Origin of the sequence: Rhodococcus sp. KRD175, assembly GCF_017168275.1 — a bacterium.
GTDB classification, from domain to species: domain Bacteria; phylum Actinomycetota; class Actinomycetes; order Mycobacteriales; family Mycobacteriaceae; genus Rhodococcoides; species Rhodococcoides fascians.
The window spans coordinates 502,121-521,406 of record NZ_JABFAQ010000007.1 but is presented as its reverse complement, the minus strand read 5'-3'; the positions used below and the strand labels follow the sequence as shown (position 1 = coordinate 521,406).

At 66.2% G+C, this 19,286-nt stretch carries 15 protein-coding genes and 1 tRNA gene; 11 read left to right on the top strand and 5 right to left on the bottom strand.

Features of this window, described 5'->3' with window-relative positions:
• Positions 1–82 precede the first annotated feature (82 nt).
• The 8 genes from clpS to J1M81_RS14625 all read left to right on the top strand — a co-directional run bounded on the left by clpS (position 83) and on the right by J1M81_RS14625 (position 5,934).
• Entirely contained in the window at positions 83–442 is a 360-nt protein-coding gene (gene clpS, locus J1M81_RS14660; protein ID WP_228139244.1) for an ATP-dependent Clp protease adapter ClpS, read from the top strand.
• Positions 443–490: 48 nt separating this feature from the next.
• On the top strand, positions 491–1,060 hold the full coding sequence (locus J1M81_RS14655) for a DUF2017 domain-containing protein (protein WP_032399488.1): 570 nt from the start codon (positions 491–493) through the stop codon (positions 1,058–1,060).
• Between the two features lie 9 nt (positions 1,061–1,069).
• On the top strand, positions 1,070–2,155 hold the full coding sequence (locus tag J1M81_RS14650; protein WP_206498250.1) for a P1 family peptidase: 1,086 nt from the start codon (positions 1,070–1,072) through the stop codon (positions 2,153–2,155).
• Positions 2,156–2,255: 100 nt separating this feature from the next.
• Entirely contained in the window at positions 2,256–2,837 is a 582-nt protein-coding gene (locus tag J1M81_RS14645) for a rhomboid family intramembrane serine protease (protein WP_288124427.1), read from the top strand.
• 112 nt (positions 2,838–2,949) lie between these two features.
• On the top strand, positions 2,950–3,708 hold the full coding sequence (locus tag J1M81_RS14640) for a cyclic nucleotide-degrading phosphodiesterase (RefSeq protein WP_027497666.1): 759 nt from the start codon (positions 2,950–2,952) through the stop codon (positions 3,706–3,708).
• 21 nt (positions 3,709–3,729) lie between these two features.
• Positions 3,730–4,515, top strand: coding sequence for a ribonuclease PH (gene rph, locus J1M81_RS14635; protein ID WP_206498249.1), 786 nt, complete (start codon positions 3,730–3,732; stop codon positions 4,513–4,515).
• Positions 4,508–5,122: an RdgB/HAM1 family non-canonical purine NTP pyrophosphatase gene (gene rdgB / locus J1M81_RS14630; RefSeq protein ID WP_206498248.1), complete on the top strand. Its 615-nt coding sequence runs from the start codon at positions 4,508–4,510 to the stop codon at positions 5,120–5,122. The genes rph and rdgB overlap by 8 nt, the downstream gene beginning before the upstream one ends.
• A 17-nt stretch (positions 5,123–5,139) precedes the next feature.
• Entirely contained in the window at positions 5,140–5,934 is a 795-nt protein-coding gene (locus J1M81_RS14625) for an alpha/beta fold hydrolase (RefSeq protein ID WP_308051275.1), read from the top strand.
• A 2-nt stretch (positions 5,935–5,936) separates the two neighbouring features.
• Here J1M81_RS14625 and J1M81_RS14620 read toward each other — a convergent pair whose 3' ends face one another.
• The 4 genes from J1M81_RS14620 to J1M81_RS14605 all read right to left on the bottom strand — a co-directional run bounded on the left by J1M81_RS14620 (position 5,937) and on the right by J1M81_RS14605 (position 7,590).
• Entirely contained in the window at positions 5,937–6,290 is a 354-nt protein-coding gene (locus J1M81_RS14620) for a DUF3817 domain-containing protein (RefSeq protein ID WP_027497662.1), read from the bottom strand.
• Positions 6,287–6,688 (bottom strand): transcriptional regulator, encoded by a 402-nt coding sequence (locus tag J1M81_RS14615; RefSeq protein ID WP_206498246.1) that lies wholly within the window; start codon positions 6,686–6,688, stop codon positions 6,287–6,289. Before J1M81_RS14615 ends, J1M81_RS14620 begins: the two co-directional genes overlap by 4 nt.
• Positions 6,689–6,777: 89 nt before the next feature.
• Complete coding sequence (locus J1M81_RS14610; RefSeq protein WP_206498245.1) at positions 6,778–7,437, bottom strand: maleylpyruvate isomerase family mycothiol-dependent enzyme; 660 nt, start codon at positions 7,435–7,437, stop codon at positions 6,778–6,780.
• Between the two features lie 71 nt (positions 7,438–7,508).
• A tRNA-Leu gene (locus tag J1M81_RS14605) sits at positions 7,509–7,590 on the bottom strand.
• 83 nt (positions 7,591–7,673) lie between these two features.
• Between J1M81_RS14605 and J1M81_RS14600 the strand changes: the two genes are divergently transcribed.
• A complete protein-coding gene (locus J1M81_RS14600) occupies positions 7,674–8,462 on the top strand; it encodes a TetR/AcrR family transcriptional regulator (RefSeq protein WP_206498244.1) in 789 nt (262 codons plus the stop codon).
• Here the strand turns inward: J1M81_RS14600 and J1M81_RS14595 are convergent.
• Positions 8,429–9,112, bottom strand: coding sequence for a hypothetical protein (locus J1M81_RS14595; protein ID WP_206498243.1), 684 nt, complete (start codon positions 9,110–9,112; stop codon positions 8,429–8,431). The genes J1M81_RS14600 and J1M81_RS14595 overlap by 34 nt on opposite strands.
• Before the next feature lie 481 nt (positions 9,113–9,593).
• On the opposite strand from J1M81_RS14595, the gene J1M81_RS14590 reads away from it, so the two are divergent.
• The gene (locus tag J1M81_RS14590; RefSeq protein ID WP_206498242.1) at positions 9,594–18,893 is read left to right on the top strand and encodes a type I polyketide synthase; all 9,300 of its coding nucleotides are present in this window, start codon (positions 9,594–9,596) and stop codon (positions 18,891–18,893) included.
• Positions 18,893–19,285 (top strand): holo-ACP synthase, encoded by a 393-nt coding sequence (locus J1M81_RS14585; RefSeq protein ID WP_008715184.1) that lies wholly within the window; start codon positions 18,893–18,895, stop codon positions 19,283–19,285. The genes J1M81_RS14590 and J1M81_RS14585 overlap by 1 nt, the downstream gene beginning before the upstream one ends.
• Position 19,286 lies beyond the last annotated feature (1 nt).

Here is a 19,286-nt window from a genome sequence, read left to right as displayed (position 1 = left end):
TCGCGTCATTGCTCACCTCGATCACACTACGAGCGCAGGGGCGAACGTGTGGGGTCGGCCCGACACGCCGTACCCTGTTGCCATGCCTTGGTTGACGGTGGATGGATCGCTTCTGCCCGTGGACGGCTTCTCGGCACTCGAAGTCGCGGCGGCGTCGCCGCAGGCGGTGCCGGCCGAAACCGAGGCCGTTGCTGCCGACGAAGCGCACGACACTCCGTGGGTCACCATCGTGTGGGACGACCCGGTCAACTTGATGCACTACGTCACCTACGTGTTCCAGAAGCTCTTCGGCTACAGCAAGGCCAAGGCCACCGAGTTGATGATGCAGGTGCACTCCGAGGGCAAGGCGGTCGTTTCGAGCGGCGAGCGCGATGCGATGGAGAACGACGTCAAAAGGCTGCACGCGGCGGGCCTGTGGGCCACCATGCAGCAGGACAAGTAGTCAGCAGTCAGTTCGCCACCTCTACGTCAGAGAAGGACATCACCGACAGTGCGCACGTGGACGAGACGGAATTCGTTGTCCGGGGTCAAGATCAAGTCCGAGATCGACGCTCGTGAGGCGGCGGTGCTCAAGTCCCTGGTCGCATCCGTTCTCAGCCTGCTACGCGATCGTTCCGCCGCGGCACCCACCGACGAGCTCGCCGCGCTGACCGGGCTGCGTACCGGCCACAACAGCCCGCCGGACGATGCAGCGCTGGCCCGGTTGCTGCCGGACTTCCACCGCGCCGATCCCGAACACGACGATCAGGATCCGGCCGATCTGAACGGTGCCCTCCGCGGGTTGCACGAGCCCGAGATCATCGACGAGAAGTTGGCTGCCGGGGCAGTGATCCTCGCGACCCTGCCCGATTCCGGCGGAAAGATCGTGCTCACCCAGGAACAGGCCGACGCGTGGTTGACGGGTCTCAACGACGTGAGACTGGCGCTCGGGACCACACTGGGCATCAGTGCGGACACTCCTGACGTACTCGACGAGGGCGATCCTCGTGCTCCCCATCTGGACGTGTACCACTGGTTGACCTGGATGCAGGATTCCCTCGTCCAGGTCCTCGTTCCCTAGGGTGCCGACGTGACCGCAGCCTTCTCGAAACCCGGCCCCCGGGACTGCTTGACCGATGTGGCAGGTCTGTTGGTCGGCCATCATCACGAACTCGACGACGACGCCGCGATGGGGTCCGGTTCGGCCACCGGCTGCACTGTGGTGCGCGTTCTCGGTGGGGCGACGGCGGCCGTCGACGTGCGAGGCGGCGGACCGGGAACGCGCGAGACCGATCTGCTCGATCCGAGCCATTCCGTTCAGCAGGTCGACGCCATCCTGTTGACCGCGGGCAGTGCGTACGGGCTTGCGGCCGCCGACGGCGTCATGCGGTGGCTCGAAGAACACGAACAAGGCATCCCGATGGGCAGTCCGGCTCACGTCGTGCCGATCGTGCCGGCTGCGGTGATCTTCGACCTTCCGGTCGGCGACTGGGCCGCGCGCCCCACCGCGGAGTTCGGCTACCGTGCTGCGGCCACGGCGGCGACCGAGTTCGCGACGGGATCGGTCGGGGCGGGAGTCGGTGCTCGCGCCGGCGTGCTCAAAGGTGGGGTGGGCACCGCGAGCACGGTGATCGAGGGCGGTCCGGCCGACGGAGTGACGGTCGCAGCTCTGATGGTCGTCAACCCTGTGGGCGCGGTGTTCGATCCGTGCACCGGGTTGTTGTGGGGCACCGGCACACTGGGGCCCGCGGACTTCGGCATGCGCAATCCCGACGTCGACGAGGTGCGGACCGCGGCGGCGCTCGAACCCAAGGCCACTGCTCTGAACACCACGATCGGCGTGGTTGCGACGGATGCGCCGCTGTCGGCGGCGTCGTGCAAGCGAATAGCCGTCGCGGGTCACGACGGACTCGCGCGGGCCATCCGGCCTGCGCACTCGCCACTCGACGGCGACACCGTCTTCGCCGTGTCCACGGGTACCAGGGCCGTCACCGCCGAGTCCTCAGTGCCCGCAGCATTCTCCCCGGAACTACCGGTACTGGCCGCGGTCACCGAAGCCGCGGCGATCGTCGTCGAGCGAGCCATCGTCCGGGCCTTGCTCGACGCCACGTCGGTGGCCGGCATCCCCACCTATCGCCAGATCTTCCCCTCCGCATTCACGGCGTCGCGTCTCTGACCGGCAGGTAGCCGCTACCGGTACCGTGGAGAGACCGAGGTTGGAGGCGATCATGAGTGAGACCGGCAAGCTTCCCGGTGAGCGAGTGCGGCCCGCGTGGATGCAGGCAGCCGTCTTCGTCGGAGGATTCGTGGCGCTGCTGTGGATCATCGAGATCATCGACGTCGCGAGCGGTTCACGGCTCGAGCAGAACGGTATCGAGCCTCGTTCCGCCGACGGCTTGTGGGGCATCCTGTTCGCGCCCGTGCTGCACGACGACTGGCAGCACCTGATCGCCAACACGGTTCCCCTGATCGTGCTCGGATTCCTGGTGTTGCTCTCGGGCATCGCGCGTGGTCTGGCTGCTACCGGGATCGTCTGGGTGATCGGCGGCGTCGGTACCTGGCTCACGGCCGGCACCTACAGCAACACGATCGGCGCGTCGATTCTGATCTTCGGCTTCATCACGTACCTGCTCGTTCGTGGATTCTTCACTCGACAACTCGGCCAGCTCGCGATCGGGGTCGTGGTGTTCGTGCTGTACGGCAGCGCGCTGTGGGGCGTGCTGCCGAGCGATCCGAACATCTCCTGGCAGGGCCATCTGTTCGGCGCAGTGGGTGGGGTCGTCGCAGCTCGGCTGCTGTCCGCCGACGCCCGGGCCGACAGAGCGCGCGCCAGAGCACTCGATCGTCCCACTCCGTAGGCGGTAGGTAACCGCGAGCACAGCTGTGTTCGGGCGTGAAATTCGCCGACTCGCGCGGTCAATACTGCCCGAACGTTTCGAGTGACGCGCTCGGCGTGGCAGCATGGCTTACATGCGAATTACCGTCCTGGGATGTTCGGGCAGTGTGTCCGGACCCGATTCACCCGCGTCGGGTTACCTCCTGGAAGAAGAGGAGACCGCGCCGGTCGTTCTCGATTTCGGGCCCGGCGTCCTCGGGGCGTTGCAGCGTTATGTCGATCCGGGTGACGTGAGCGTTCTGCTTTCGCATCTGCACGCCGATCACTGCCTCGACGTTCCAGGTCTGCTCGTGTGGCGTCGCTACCATCCGAACCCGCCGGAAGGGCGCGCGATCGTCTACGGACCGAAGGACACTGCGTTTCGGCTCGGAGTGGCGTCGGCCGAGTGCGGCGGTCAGATCGACGACATGTCCGACACCATCGATCTACGCCGCTGGGTGGACGGCCGGACCATCGAATTCGGACAGCTGTCGATTCTGACCCGGCAGGTGTTCCATCCGCCGGAGTCGTACGGCATGCGGGTCACCACCGGTGGCGGAAAGACATTCGCGTACAGCGGCGACACCGGTATGTGCCAGGCGGTGCAGGATCTGGCTCAGGGTGCCGATGTCTTTCTCTGCGAGGCGTCGTGGACCGACAGCCCGGATCGGCCCGAGGGCGTCCACCTGTCCGGTATCGAGGCCGGTCGCATCGCTCGGGAAGCCGGAGTGGGGGAGCTGCTGCTCACCCATATTCCGCCCTGGACGTCTCGCGAGGATGTCATAGCCGAGGCGAAGGCAGAGTTCAGCGGACCGGTGCATGCCGTCGAGCCAGGGGACGCCTTCACCGTATGACGACGCGCTAGGCTTCGAGTCGTGTCCAGACGAGAAGACGGCAGAGCGGACGACGAGCTCCGCACCATCAAGATCACCCGCGGATTCACCACTCACCCGGCAGGGTCGGTGCTGGTCGAATTCGGCAACACCAGGGTGATGTGCACGGCCAGCGTCGAGGAGGGCGTACCGCGCTGGCGGAAGGGATCCGGCCTCGGCTGGCTCACCGCCGAGTACGCAATGCTTCCCGCTGCCACCCACACGCGCAACGGACGCGAGTCCGTCAAGGGCAAGGTCGGCGGACGCACTCAGGAGATCTCCCGACTGGTCGGACGCTCACTGCGCGCGTGCATCGATCTGGCAGCGATCGGCGAGAACACGATCGCCCTCGACTGTGACGTGTTGCAGGCCGACGGCGGCACCCGTACTGCTGCCGTGACCGGGGCGTTCGTGGCTCTCAGCGACGCCGTCACCTACCTACGAGTAGCTGGACGCCTGGCCGACCCGCAGCCGATCTCGTGCATGATCGCCGCGGTCAGTGTCGGCGTCGTCGACGGCCGGGTGCGTCTCGACCTTCCGTACGAAGAGGATTCGCGAGCCGAGGTCGACATGAACGTCGTTGCGACCGACACCGGAACTCTGGTGGAGATCCAGGGAACCGGCGAGGGCGCGACCTTCCCGCGCACGACCCTCGACAAGCTCCTCGACTCGGCGTTCGTCGGTATCGACAAGCTGTTCGAGGTGCAGAGGGAGGCGCTGGCGTTGCCGTACCCGGGGGATCTGCCCGAGCCTGCCACCGCAGAAACGAAGAAGAAGTTCGGTGCCTGACACCAAGCTGCTGGTAGCCAGTCGTAACGCGAAGAAGCTGCGAGAACTGCGACGGGTACTCGACGCCGCCGGCCTCGTGGGTATCGAGTTGGTCGGTCTCGACGAGGTGCCGCCGTTTCCCGAGGCACCCGAAACCGGAGCGACGTTCGAGGACAACGCGGCGGCCAAAGCGCGCGACGGTGCGGCGGCAACCGGATTGCCCTGCGTCGCCGATGATTCCGGGATCGAAATCGACGCGTTGAACGGAATGCCCGGGGTGCTCTCTGCGCGCTGGTCCGGAACTCACGGGCAGGACGAGGCCAACACGGCGCTCGTGCTGGCGCAGCTGAGCGATACCCCCAACGAACGGCGCGGGGCTGCTTTCGTGTCGGCATGTGCGTTGGTGGTCCCGGGCGGAGCCGAGACCGTCGTTCGCGGCGAGTGGCGCGGCGTTGTAGCGCGAGAGCCGTGGGGGGAGAACGGATTCGGGTACGATCCGATCTTCGTGCCGGAGGGGGACGGCCGCAGTGCCGCGCAGTTGGCTCCGGACGAGAAGGACGCGGCCTCTCATCGTGGCCGCGCGCTGCGCAAGCTGGTTCCTGCTCTCGAAGCGTTGACGGGGCGATAAACGTGGCGGCGCGGGCAGTGTTGACGAGAACCACGGCCGTATTCGCTGCCGCTGTCCTGTGCCTGCTCGGCACCCCTGCTTCGGCAGCGCCGGTCGCGGGATCTTTCGCCGAGGCCTTGGTCTACTCGGTGGCTCATCCCGGTGCGACGCCGGCGGGCGCGAACGATTATTCATGCGTTCCCAGCGCTCGGCATCCCGAACCGGTGATCTTGGTACACGGGTTCCTGGAGAACTCCTACGCGAACTGGTCGTCGCTGTCACCGGCCCTGGTCGACGCCGGATACTGCGTGTTCGCACTCGACTATGGCAACACCGGGCCGGTGCCCGCGTTGGGAGCGCTGGGAACGATTCCCGAGAGTGCCGCGGAGCTGTCCACGTTCGTCGATTCCGTCCTCGAGTCGACTGGCTCATCGAGGGTGTCGATCGTGGGTCACTCGAAGGGCGGGACGGTGCCGCGCTACTACGCCCGCTTCCTCGGCGGTGATCACACCGTCTCGCGCATAGTGGCGCTCTCTCCGCCGAACTATCCCACCGCCGGTCCGCCGGTGCAGGACGACGTGCTCGAGCGGTTGAACGAGGGCAGTGACACAGTCGCGGGAATCGATTACACGACGATCGTGACCCGATACGACCAGGTTGTCGTTCCGTACACGGCGTCGCTCCTCACCGGAGCGGGAAATACGAACGTGGTGCTGCAGGACGTGTGCCCCGGCAATGTCGTCGAGCACACTGGAATCTCGTACGATCCGCTGGCGCAGGGGCTGGTGGAGAACGCGCTGGATCCGGTGAACGCGCAGCCGATCACCTGTTGACGTCAGACGCCGAAGTCGGCCTTGACCTGCTTGGTGCGCTTGTGTTCGACGTAGAACGACAGGAACGGAACAGTTCCGGCGAGCAGGGTGCCGATGGTCCGACCGGCCGGCCACCGCACCTTGATAGCAAGGTCGATCGTCAGGATCAGGTATACGAGGTAGACCCAACCGTGCACTACCGCAATCCAGTTGGGCACATTCTCGACCTTGAAAATGTACTTCGCGACCATTTCGGTCACGAGGACGAGCAACCAGATACCGGTGACGTAGGCGAGCACGCGATAGCGCAGCAGCGCCGACGCGATCTTCCGAGTCTTGTTGGTGGACGCCTTGGTCTTGTCCGGTGCCGAACTCACGTGGTGCTCCTGTCGGTCCCGCGGGATTCGTTCAGCTCCGCGAGGTAGCTGTTGTACTCGAGAAGTTGCCTGGCCTCGGGGTCGTCCAGATCGCCGACGTCGGGGTCTGCCGCGCGGCGCTGGGGGAGCAGGTCGAGAGGGACCTCGGTCGGTCCGTCGGGCTGCCCGGAGTCGGGCTCGTCCTGGTCCTCGTCTTCGAGGCGGACGAACTTGCGGTAGGCGTAGACGACGAACGCCGCGAACAAGGGCCACTGGAACGCGTATCCGAGGTTCTGCCCGTTACCGCCGACCGCCTCGAAGCGTTCCCACTGCCACCAGCCGAGACCGAGACACACCGCCGCGGACACGATCACCAGCGCAATGAGCGAGGGTCGACGATTCGGGCGGGATGAGGTCACCACTCGACGGTACCGGAGCGACTACTACCGAAGGTAGTCACATCGGGTGGTCGGCCGGTGATTCTCACCATGGACGAGCCAGGTGCGACTCACGACCGACGACGGTTCGCCCGTGCTTCGGCAAGTTTCTCGGCACCGGGACCGGTGATGTCGGCGAGAGCGCTGCTGCGCCCCGTCAGCACCAACGCCAGGGTGCCCGCCGATCCCTCGACGACGGGCCCCTCGCCGCGACTCCAGTCCAGATCGGTTGCGCGCCACTGCAGTCGGAGCTCGGGGCCTTTGAACGGTGCCGCACCGCTTTCCGGCACCAGGAAGTCGAGCATCGTAACCATGCGGTGCTCGGGAACGTGGTGCTCGATTCCCAGCGGCCTGCATACATCGAGTCCGTGCACGATGACGTCGGACAACGGGGCCAGCGGACCGTGGCCCGGCGGGGTGAACTTCTTGTCCGCGCGAGCTGTCAGGAGCGCAGGGAATTCGTCGCCGTGCTTGCGCTTCATTCGCTGGGTCATCATCTGATTGGCCCGGTCGAAGTTCCCACGAGTGCACACCATGGCGAGTCCGAACTGCCAGAGCGGGACGATCAGGGGCACCACGAGATGGGCGGCGACGTCGCGGACCGTCCAGGCGTCGCACAGCGATGGGGTGTCCCACTGTTCGGGTGTCAGGGTGTCGAAAGTGCGTGCGAGAGAGCGTCGTTCGTCGGAAGCTTCGGCGAAGATCGCGTCGTCGTCGGGATCGCTGGACATACGAGCCACCTTCACACGTTGGAACCTGTAGACCTGGGAGTCTCGAGAAAAGCCGGGTCGAACGACCGTTGTGCGCGAGGGGGGACTTGAACCCCCACGTCCTGAGACACTGGAACCTAAATCCAGCGCGTCTGCCAATTCCGCCACTCGCGCGTGCCGGTGAAGTCTACAACCGATGCTGCTGTGCGTGCGACGCGGTTCTTCGAGCCACGTCGACGTCCGATTAGGCTCGCCGGGTGGTGAAGAAGGAGAACTCGTTCGATCCGGCGCGCATCCTCGAACTGCTGTGGCGGGTCGACGCGAAACCGAGCCGAACCGGCCTGAGCGTCGACGCGATCGTCGACGCGGCAATCGAGATGGCCGATGCGAACGGGTTGGAGTCGGTGTCGATGCGCAATGTGGCCGAGCATCTGGGGGTCGGCGCGATGTCGCTGTACACCCACGTGCCGGGGCGTCAAGAGTTGACGGACCTGATGATCGATCGGTCTCTGGCAGATCTGTACACACACGTCGACGAGCCGGCATCGGTTCCCGGTGGGTGGCGGTCCGCGTTGCGTTTTGTTGCCGAGCGCAATTGGCAACTCTATCAACGACATTCGTGGCTGATCGACGCCGTCGGTGCGCGTCCGGTGCTCGGTCCGCACACCAACGACAAGTACGAGGCAGAGCTGCGCACCCTCGTCGGTACCGGGCTCGGTGACGTCGAGATCGATTCGGTGTTGACACTGGTTCTCACTCACGTCTCGGGGACCGCGAGGGCCTCGGCCGCGGTCGATCGGGTGAAGAAGCAGTCGGGAATGTCCGACGCTCAGTGGTGGGCAGCTACTGCACCCGTCATCGAGCGGGTGATGACGCGCGAGCGTTTTCCGGTGTCGTCCCGCATCGGGACGGCCGCGGCGACGTCGTACGACGCCGCGAGCGACCCCGTGCATGCCTATCGTTTCGGTGTGGAGTGCATCCTCGATGGCGTCGAGGTGCTGATCTCGCAGAGTCAGCCCGCCGATCGGAGCGCAGCCTCGGAGTGACGCTGCGGCGGTCTGCGCAGCTTGTGCTGGTAACGCCAGAGCGCGTGCTCGAGCGAGGCGAGATCGACGTGGAGTGCGTCCGCTGCGGCGTCGAGAATCACGGGGGAGCGTTCCTCGGCGATGTCGGCGGCCAGCTCTCGATGGAGTGGTTCGAGAGCGTCGGCAACGAACGCGGTCAGATGTGCGGTGGCCTTGTCGGTGCGCACGCCCAGATGCATGAGCATGCACTCCCAGGTGGTCTCGCCGAGGCCAGGGATCGCGCGGAACGCATCGAAATGTTCCTTCGTGTGCTGCTCGAAATCGGTCGAACGGCTCAACCCCGACGCGATCAGCGTCTGCGCTGCCACAGCGGCTGCCGCCGCCTTGGTTCGGCTGTTTCCTGGAACGAGCTGACGGTTGGACAGGATCTGCACGAGCTGATCCGGATCCGAAGTCAGTTCTGCAAGGGTTGTCAAGTCGTCGAGTCGGTTATCGCCGCGGTGTGACCGCCACCGTCCGATCACCGCTCGCACCCCACTGGTCGGTCCTCCGTAAGGAGCGCGCGCGGAGAAGATCGCATCGAGTAGCGCCGCCTCGGATTCGCCGCGCCACCCCGGTGTCCAGTGCGGCGAATTCGATTGCGAGGCAATCAATTCGATGTGCGACAGCATTGCTTCGAGCTCGCCCGTCGTGCAAGTGTCCGTAACCGATGAATACATGAATTCCCCCCGGAGTTCGTCGACCGCCCTGTCGGATGCGGTTCGTAGGAGAAAGCTAGACGACCCCACCGACAGGTCACCGGACGCTCACGGAGTGCTCGAGATCACATCACAAAAAGATAACGAAAAATGCGAGGGTTCCCTCATGTTTCGCTGTCGCCGCCGAGTCTCCCGCCAGGGTCGATGCGGGTTACTCGCGAGTTGGGTAAACACAAAGTAAAGGCGCTTGCACGGACGTACTCGCTGGTAGCACTCGGACGTCCGAGCAAACCTGAGGATTTCCTCATGATTTTGTGTCAACCTGGAGCAGCGCGAAGGAGACCTGTCGACGAAGACAGGCTCACGCTTTGCCCTGTTGCCCACGACGCACCACGGCAGTCATCACAGCGAACGCCTCGACCCCCCGAGACGTCCACGAGAGGAATCTTCAGCCTTGACGATCAACGAGAGCACACCATCACACGGACGCGGCTCGCGAAGCACAGGCAACGCAGGCAAAGCCCCTAGAAGCAGTGGCGGCTCTCGGACTCTGGCAGATCGATTCGCCGCGGGCGAACCGTACGCTCTGGCGTTCGGTGGTCAGGGTGCGCCCTGGCTGAGTTCGCTCGAAGAGCTCGCGCGCGATTCCGCGCTCGAGCCCGAACTGACCGATCTCGTCAACGAGGCCGCAGCAGTACTCGCGCCCGTGTCCGACGAGCTGCTGGTCGTCCGCTCGGTCGGCTTCGACCCGATCGGTTGGATGCTCGAGCAGGACCTCGCCGACGACGACACCGCCGGCTCCTACGGGCCTTCCGAAGCGGCACTGACTTCGGCTGCGGTGTCTCTGCCGGGCGTCTTCCTCACTCAGGTCGCCGCGTTGCGCGCGCTGAAGCTGCAGGGCCTCGACCCCGCCCAGACCCCGCCGGTCAAGGTGGTCGGACACTCGCAGGGCCTCATCGCCGCCGAGTCCGTCGCCGCGGACGGCGCACAGGACGCCAACTTCCTGGCCATCGCGCAGTTGGTCGGTGCTGCTGCCGGACTCGTCGGACGTCGCCGCGGCATCATCGGTGCCGGTGACCGTGCGCCGATGGTCTCGGTCGGCAACGTCGAGCCCGAACGTCTGCAGGCGATCGTCGACGAGCTCGAGATACCGGGAGCACCCGAACGCTCCGCTGCTCTGGCCATCCGCAACGGTCGTCGCCGCGTCGTGCTGTCCGGGCCGCCGGCTCAGTTGGCTCGCGTGCAGGAGAAGTGCGAGCAGATCGCGGCTCGGGAAGAACGTGAGCGCGATGCCAAGAAGCGCGGCGGCGCGGTGTTCGCACCCGTCTTCGAGCAGCTCCCGGTCGAGATCGGCTTCCATCACCCCGCATTGAACGACGCCGTGGAGCTCGTCGACGCCTGGGCGCAGCGTTGCGGTCTCGACGCCGCCCTGGCCCGCGAACTGGCGCAGAAGATCCTCGTCGATTCCGTGGACTGGGTCGACGCCATCGACGGTGTCGTCGAGGCCGGCGCGGACTGGATCCTCGACCTCGGACCCGGTGACCTCCTCACCCGCATGACCAACCCGGCGCTGCGTGGACAGGGCGTCGGCATCATCGCGGCATCCTCACGCGGCGGCCACCGAAATCTGCTCACTCCAGGAGCCGCACCCGAGGTGCAGCCGGCATGGTCGGCATTCGCACCCAAGCCCGTGACGCTCCCGGACGGCCGCGTCGTCGTCGAGACCTCCTTCACCAAGATGACCGGACGTTCGCCGATCCTGCTCGCCGGCATGACGCCGACGACGGTCGACGCGAAGATCGTCGCGGCCGCAGCCAACGCAGGCCACTGGGCCGAGCTCGCCGGTGGCGGACAGGTCACCGAGGACATCTTCACCGACCGCGTCGCCGAGCTCTCCACGTTGCTCGAGCCCGGCCGTGCCATCCAGTTCAACTCGCTCTTCCTCGACCCGTACCTGTGGAAGCTGCAGCTCGGCGGTCGCCGCATCGTGCAGCGGGCCCGTGCAGCGGGTGCGGCCATCGACGGCGTCGTCGTCACGGCAGGCATCCCCGAACTGGACGAGGCAGTGGCTCTTATCGAAGAGCTCTCCGAGGCCGGAATCAGCTACGTCTCGTTCAAGCCGGGAACCGTCGCGCAGATTCGCGCAGTGATCCGCATCGCGAACGAGGTTCCGTCCTACCAGGTCAACGTCCATATCGAGGGTGGCCGCGCAGGCGGGCACCACTCGTGGGAAGACCTCGACGACCTGCTGCTGACCACCTACGCCGAGCTCCGCTCGCGCCCCAACCTGGTGATCTGCGTCGGCGGCGGTATCGGAACACCCGAGCGGGCCGCGGACTACCTCACCGGAACCTGGTCTGCCGTGCACGGATACCCGAAGATGCCTCTCGACGGCATCCTCGTCGGTACCGCTGCGATGGCCACTCTGGAAGCCACGACCGCTCCCGAGGTCAAGCAGCTTCTCGTCGACACTCCGGGAACCCCCGACTGGGTCGGTGCCGGAACCGCCAACGGCGGAATGGCGTCGGGCCGTAGCCAGCTCGGTGCCGACATCCACGAGATCGACAACGCGGCATCGCGTTGCGGTCGGCTGCTCGACGAGGTCGCCGGCAACGCCGACGCCGTTGCCGAGCGCCGCGACGAGATCATCGCCGCACTCGACGGCACCGCCAAGCCGTTCTTCGGCGACGTCGCCGAGATGACCTACCAGCAGTGGCTGAGCCGCTACCTGGATCTGGCCATCGGAACGGACTCGCGCAGCGAATTCGATTGCGGCGGTGAGTTCACCGATGCCGTGACCGAGGCCCGTGAATCGGTGTGGCTCGACGTCACCTGGCGCACGCGCTTCCTCGAAATGCTGCAGCGCGCCGAGGCACGCTTGCACCCGGTCGATCGTGGCCCCATCCCCACCCTGTTCGCCGACGCCGAGGTACTCGAGCGTCCGCGCGCAGCACTGAAGTCACTGCTCGCTCAGTTCCCCGACGCCGGTGACGTGGTGCTGCACCCGGCCGACATCACCTTCTTCACCTCGCTGTGCCGCATGCCCGGCAAGCCGGTCAACTTCGTTCCCGTCGTCGACGGTGACGTACGCCGCTGGTGGCGCAGTGACTCGCTGTGGCAGGCACACGACGCTCGCTACTCGGCCGATCAGGTGTGCATCATCCCCGGAACCGTTGCCGTCGCCGGTATCACTCGCGTCGACGAGCCGGTGGGCGAACTGCTGAACCGCTTCGAGAAGGCCACCGCAGACCAGCTTCTCGCCGAGGGCGTAGAGCCGGCGGCCATCGCCAGCCGACGCCACGCCGAGATCGCACCGGGACTGCTGGGCATCGTGCTGGCAGCACCCGACGTCACGTGGGCCTCGCGTATGACGCAGAACCCCGTTGCACGCCTGGGCGATCCGGCCGACTGGACCGTCGACTCCGATACGGTCGCCTCGCATCCGCAGACCGGCTCCTCGCTCACCGTGCTCGATGCCGAGCACGTCGAACTGCTGGTCCCGCTCGCCCCGGGCAAGGAAGTACGCATCCGTCTGACGGTGCCTGCCTCCACGATCGACGGCGGCGCTCCGGTCGTCACCGCAGAGGATGCACAGCAGGCCATGTCGGCACTGCTCGGAGTTGCGGCAGGACAGGACCTTCCGACGGTCAAGAACGGTGTCGCGCGGCTGAACATCGCCTGGATCCCCGATCTGATCGCCGACCACGCCGGCGTCACCGGATCCGGACTGCCCGACACACTGACCGTCAGCGGCAAAGCCGTTCCCGACGTCCTCGTCGGCGCCTGCTGGCCCGCCGTCTTCGCCGTGCTCGGAGCGACGCGCAACGCCGAAGGCATCGACGTCATCGAAGGCATGCTCGACCTGGTGCACCTCGATCACAGCGTCAACCTCGTCGGTGAATTGCCGACCGACACTTCGATTCTCGTGGTCAAGGCCGCTGCAGGAGAGGTGCTCGACACCGATCTCGGTCGCGTCGTCGAGGTCACCGTCGAAATCGGTGCCATGCTCGGTGAGGGGCTCGACGCCCCGGCCGTCGCAACTCTGGTGGAGCGCTTCGCCATTCGTGGACGCACCGGCAAGGGCGAGTTGGTGGATCCGGCTCGCGCCGGCGGTTCGCTGAGCGCCGACGCCAAGGACACTCCGCGTCGTCGCCGTCGCCAGGCCACCATCGTGGCCCCGCGCAACATGGCCGCGTTCGCCCAGGTCTCGGGCGATCACAACCCGATTCACACCTCGGATGCCGCGGCGTTGCTCGCCGGCCTCGGTAGCCCGATCGTGCACGGCATGTGGCTCTCGGCTGCGGCGCAGCAGACCGTCACCGCAGTCGACCATGAGGACACCAAGACTCCTCCGCGTCGTCTCACTGCCTGGACTGCTCGTTTCCTCGGAATGGTCCGTCCCGGAGCGGAGATCGACGTTCGCGTCGACCGCACCGGATTCGATCAGGGTGCCGAACTGGTCGAGGTGTCCTGCCGAGTCGGCGGCGAACTGGTCATGGTCGCCACCGCACGCACCGCCGCGCCGAAGACCGTCTACGCGTTCCCCGGCCAGGGCATCCAGCGCCCGGGTATGGGACTGGACGCACGCGCTCGCTCCAAGGCCGCGCGTGAGATCTGGGAGCGAGCCGACAAGCACACCCGCAACGCGCTCGGCTTCTCCATTCTCGCTGTCGTGCGCGACAATCCGACGTCGCTCAAGGCCCGCGGGGTCACGCACAAGCATCCCGACGGTGTGCTGCACCTGACGCAGTTCACCCAGGTTGCGATGGCCGTTCTCGGTGTCGCACAGGTTGCCGAACTGCGCGAATCCGGAGCGTTCGTGGAGAATTCGATTCTCGCCGGCCACTCGGTGGGTGAGTACAACGCTCTGGCCGCCGTTGCCGGTGTGCTCCCGCTCGAGGCCGTTCTCGAGGTCGTCTTCCAGCGTGGCTCGGCCATGCACGCACTCGTTCCCCGTGACGAGAACGGCCGCAGTGACTACCGCATGGCTGCCATCCGCCCGTCCCAGATCGGCCTGGCCGACGAGGACGTGCAGGGCTTTGTCGCCGGTGTCGCAGCAGAGTCCGGTGAGTTCCTCGAGATCGTCAACCTCAACTTGCGTGGCTCGCAGTACGCCATCGCAGGCACCGTTGCCGGCCTCGGTGAGCTCGAAAAGAAGATCGCCATCCGCCGGGCAGAGTTCGGCGGCAAGGCCGCCTACATCATGGTTCCGGGCATCGACGTGCCGTTCCACTCGACGGTTCTGCGCGGTGGAGTCGACGATTTCCGTAGCCGCCTCGAGACCCTGCTGCCCGAGCAGCTCGATCCCGCGATCCTGGTCGGTCGCTACATTCCGAACCTGGTGCCCAAGCCGTTCTCGCTCGACCGGGCCTTCGTTCAGGAGATCGCCGACCTCGTACCGTCCGAGCCGCTGAACACCGTTCTCGCGGAGTTCGATTCGTGGGCCGCACGGCCGAGCGATCTGTGCCGCGTGATCCTGACCGAATTGCTCGCATGGCAGTTCGCCAGCCCGGTCCGGTGGATCGAGACTCAGGATCTGCTCTTCGCAGACGAGTCCGACGGCGGTATGGGCGTCGAGCGTTTCGTCGAGATCGGGCTCGGTGCAACACCGACCGTGGCCAACCTCGCGTCGCAGACTCTCAAGCTGCCCGGCCGCTTCGGGCACCCGGTCGAGGTACTGAACCTCGAGCGCGAAGCCGCGATCGTCTACGGCACCGATACCGACCCGGCTCCGGCCGACGAGGACGAGGCAACACCCGCTCCCGAAACCGCTGCTCCGGCAGCAGCGGCCGCTCCGGCTGCAGCACCCGCTCCGGCCGCGGCACCGTCGGGTGGACCTCGTCCCGACGACATCGCGTTCGTCGCCGCCGACGCGACCAAGATCCTCATCGGACTGTGGACCAAACTGCAGCTCGATCAGATCGGGCCCGCCGACACCATCGAGGCACTGTGCGACGGCGTGTCCTCGCGTCGTAACCAGCTGCTCGTCGACCTCGGCTCCGAGCTCTCGCTCGGTGCCATCGACGGCGCAGCCGACGCCGACATGGGTGCGCTCTCGGGCACGGTCAACAAGCTGGCTCGTACCTACAAGCCGTTCGGCCCGGTGCTCAGCGACTCGATCAACGACCATCTCCGCAAGGTCTTCGGCCCCTCGGGACGACGCCCGGCCTCCATCGCCGATCGCGTCAAGAAGACCTGGGAACTGGGCGACGGCTGGGCGCACCACGTCACCGCCGAGGTCGCTCTGGGTACCCGTGACGGTGCCTCGGTCCGCGGCGGTGCACTCGGTGGCCTGGCCGACGGCGCTCTCGCCGACGGCACTGCCGTCGACAACGTTATCGACGCCGCGGTTGCTTCGGTTGCCGCTCGTCGCGGAATCGCAGTGTCCATGCCGCAGGCAGGTGGCGGGGCCGGCGGAACCGTCGACGCTGCTGCTCTGGGCGAGTTCACCGAGCACATCACCGGTCGCGACGGCGTTCTCGCCTCCGCAGCCCGGTTGGTGCTCGAGCAGCTCGGCCTGGCGGACGCACCCAACGCGCTGCTGGCCGAGAACCCCGATGCTGCTCTGGTGGAGCTGGTTTCGGCCGAGCTCGGCTCCGACTGGCCTCGCCTGGTCGCTCCCGCGTTCGACGCCAAGCGCGCCGTGCTGATCGACGACCGGTGGGCCACCGCCCGTGAGGATCTGGCTCGGTTGTGGCTCGGTACCGCAGGTGATGTCGCTGTTGAGTCCTTCGCCGGTGCAGGCAATGCCGTTGCAGCACAGGCACAGTGGTGGAAGGCCAAGGCCGACTACGAGAACAAGGCCGTACTCGCCGATACCTTCGGACGCATCGCAGACATCGCGGTCGCATCCGAGGACAAGGGTCAGTGGGCCGACGACGTCGCAGTCGTCACCGGCGGCAGCAAGGGATCCATCGCCGCGGCAGTGACCGCTCAGTTGTTGGCCGGGGGAGCGACGGTCTTCGTCACCACCTCGCGGCTCGATGACGAGCGCCTGGGCTTCTACCGCTCGCTCTACCGCGACAACGCTCGCAACGGAGCGTCGCTGTGGGTGGTTCCGGCCAACATCGCGTCGTACACCGACGTCGATGCCCTCATCGAGTGGATCGGCAGTGACTACATCGACACTGCCGGTGGCGCAAAGACATTGGTCAAGGCAGCTGCCACTCCGACGATGCTGTTCCCGTTTGCCGCACCTCGGGTCATGGGCGAGATGTCCGACGCCGGAGCTCGCGCCGAAATGGAAATGCGCGTGCTGCTCTGGTCGGTCGAGCGTCTGATCACCGGACTGTCGAAGGTCGGCTACGACAACGACATCGACACTCATCTGCACGTGGTGCTCCCCGGATCGCCGAACCGCGGAATGTTCGGTGGCGACGGTGCCTACGGTGAGTCGAAGGCCGCACTCGATGCAGTCGTCGCGAAGTGGGGCTCGGAGAAGAACTGGGCCGAGCGGGTGTCCATCGCGCACGCTCACATCGGGTGGGTTCGCGGAACCGGCTTGATGGGCGGCAACGATCCCATCGTCGAGGCGGTCGAAGCCGAAGGTGTCCGTACCTGGTCGACCGAGGAGATGGCGACCGAGCTGCTGCGGCTGTGCACCTTCGACGCACGTCGTCAGGCTGCGCAGGAGCCCATCGTCGCCGATCTGACGGGTGGCTTGGCCAACACCAAGCTCAACCTCGTCGAGCTTGCTCGCGACGCGGCCGCTGCTGCGGCCGAGAAAACCGAAGAGGCCGTAGACAGTTCGGTCATCGCCGCGTTGCCCGCACCTCCGCGGCTCGCCCCGACCACCGCTCCAGCGTGGCCGACCCTCGATGTCGATCCGAAGGACCTGATCGTCATCGTCGGTGCAGGTGAGCTCGGACCTTACGGTTCGGCGCGTACTCGCTTCGAGATGGAGGTCGACGAGCAGCTCTCTGCCGCAGGCGTTCTCGAACTCGCGTGGAACACCGGCCTGATCGCCTGGGAGAACGATCCCAAGCCGGGCTGGTACGACATCGAGTCCGGTGACCTCGTTCCCGAGGAGGACATCGCCGACAAGTACCACGACATCGTGGTCGAGAAGTGCGGTATCCGCACGTACGGCGACGACGGCGCAATGGTCGGTAACACCGCTCCGCTAATGACCTCGATCTTCCTCGACAACGACCTCACGTTCGTCGTCGGAACCGAGATCGACGCACGGTCGTTTGCGGCTGCCGATCCCGAGCACACGCTGATCACACCGGTCCCCGATTCGAGCGACTGGCAGGTCACTCGCAAGGCGGGCACCGAGATTCGCGTTCCGCGCAAGATGAAGCTCACCCGTACCGTGGGTGGTCAGATTCCGACCGGATTCGATCCCACCAAGTGGGGCATCTCGCCCGACATGGCGAGTTCGGTGGATCGTGTTGCCCTGTGGAACATCGTCACCACGGTCGACGCCTTCATCTCCTCAGGCTTCAACCCGTCGGAACTGATGCGCTGGGTGCACCCGACGTTGGTCGCCAACACTCAGGGCACCGGCATGGGCGGCATGGAGTCCATGCGCTCGCTGTACATCGACACCCTGCTCGGCGATGCTCGTGCGAACGACATCCTGCAGGAGGCTTTGCCGAACGTCGTTGCTGCACACGTGGTTCAGTCGTACATCGGTAGCTACGGCGCGATGGTTCACCCCGTTGCCGCCTGCGCCACCGCGGCCGTCTCGGTCGAGGAGGGCGTCGACAAGATCAAGCTGGGCAAGGCGCAGCTCGTGGTCGCCGGCGGATTCGACGACCTGAGCACCGAAGGCATCATCGGTTTCGGCGACATGTCGGCCACGGCGGACTCGGCAGCGATGTCCGCCAAGGGAATCAGCGATCGACGGTTCTCCCGGGCCAACGACCGTAGGCGCGGAGGGTTCGTCGAATCGCACGGCGGCGGAACGATTCTGCTCGCTCGCGGCGATCTGGCACTCGAGATGGGCCTGCCCGTCCTCGGAGTGGTGGCCTACGCACAGTCGTACGGCGACGGAGTGCACACGTCGATCCCGGCTCCGGGACTCGGCGCACTCAGCGCCGGTCGCGGCGGCAGGGATTCGGCACTTGCGCTCTCGCTCAACGCACTCGGCGTCAGCGCAGACGACGTGGCCGTGATCTCCAAGCACGACACCTCGACTGCAGCCAACGACCCCAACGAGGCCGAGTTGCACACCCGCCTGGCCAAGGCCATCGGTCGTTCGGACGGCGCTCCGCTGTTCGTCGTCTCGCAGAAGTCCCTCACCGGGCACTCGAAGGGCGGAGCGGCTGCCTGGCAGCTCATCGGCCTGTGCCAGGTGCTGGCCAACGGTGTCATCCCGCCGAACCGCAGCCTCGACTGCGTCGACGACAAGATGACCGGTTTCGAGCACTTGGTGTGGGCTCGTGAGCCGCTGCGCTTCGGTGACTCGGTTCCGCTGAAGGCGGGTCTGCTCACCTCGCTCGGCTTCGGGCACGTGTCCGGACTCATCGCGCTGGTGCACCCTCAGGCGTTCCTCGAGGCCGTTCCGGCCGAGCGGCGTGCGGAGTACATCGCGAAGGCGAACGAACGTCGTATCGCCGGTCAGCGCAGGCTGATCTCCGCGATGGTGGGTGGCGACTCCCTCTACGAGCGGCCGGACGATCGACGACTGGGACATGACGGGACGCCGGCCAAGGCGTCACGCGAACTGGAGGCCAACGTGTTGCTCAACGAGTCCGCTCGCCTCGGCGAGGACGACGTCTACTCCTCCGGTCTGCCGGGTGCCATCTGATGGCAATCCTGGGAGTGGGTTTCGACCTGGTGACGGTGTCCGACTTCGCCGAGCAGATGGAAAAGGTCGGCACGACGATGATTCGCGACAGCTTCACCGCGGGTGAACGTCGGCACGCGGCGACCAAGAGCTCCGACCCGACGCGGCACTACGCAGCACGGTGGGCAGCCAAGGAAGCAGTTCTGAAAGCTTGGGCGACATCACGTTTCGCACGGCCGCCGCAGATCGGCGACAATCCGTACCCGTTGATCGAGGTCGTCAACGATGCGTGGGGCCGACCGTCCATCAAGCTGCACGGCATGGCGCAGGAGTTTTTGCCGACGGTCAAGATTCACCTGTCGCTGACGCACGACGGCGATATCGCCGCCGCGGTGGCGATCCTGGAGGAGTGAC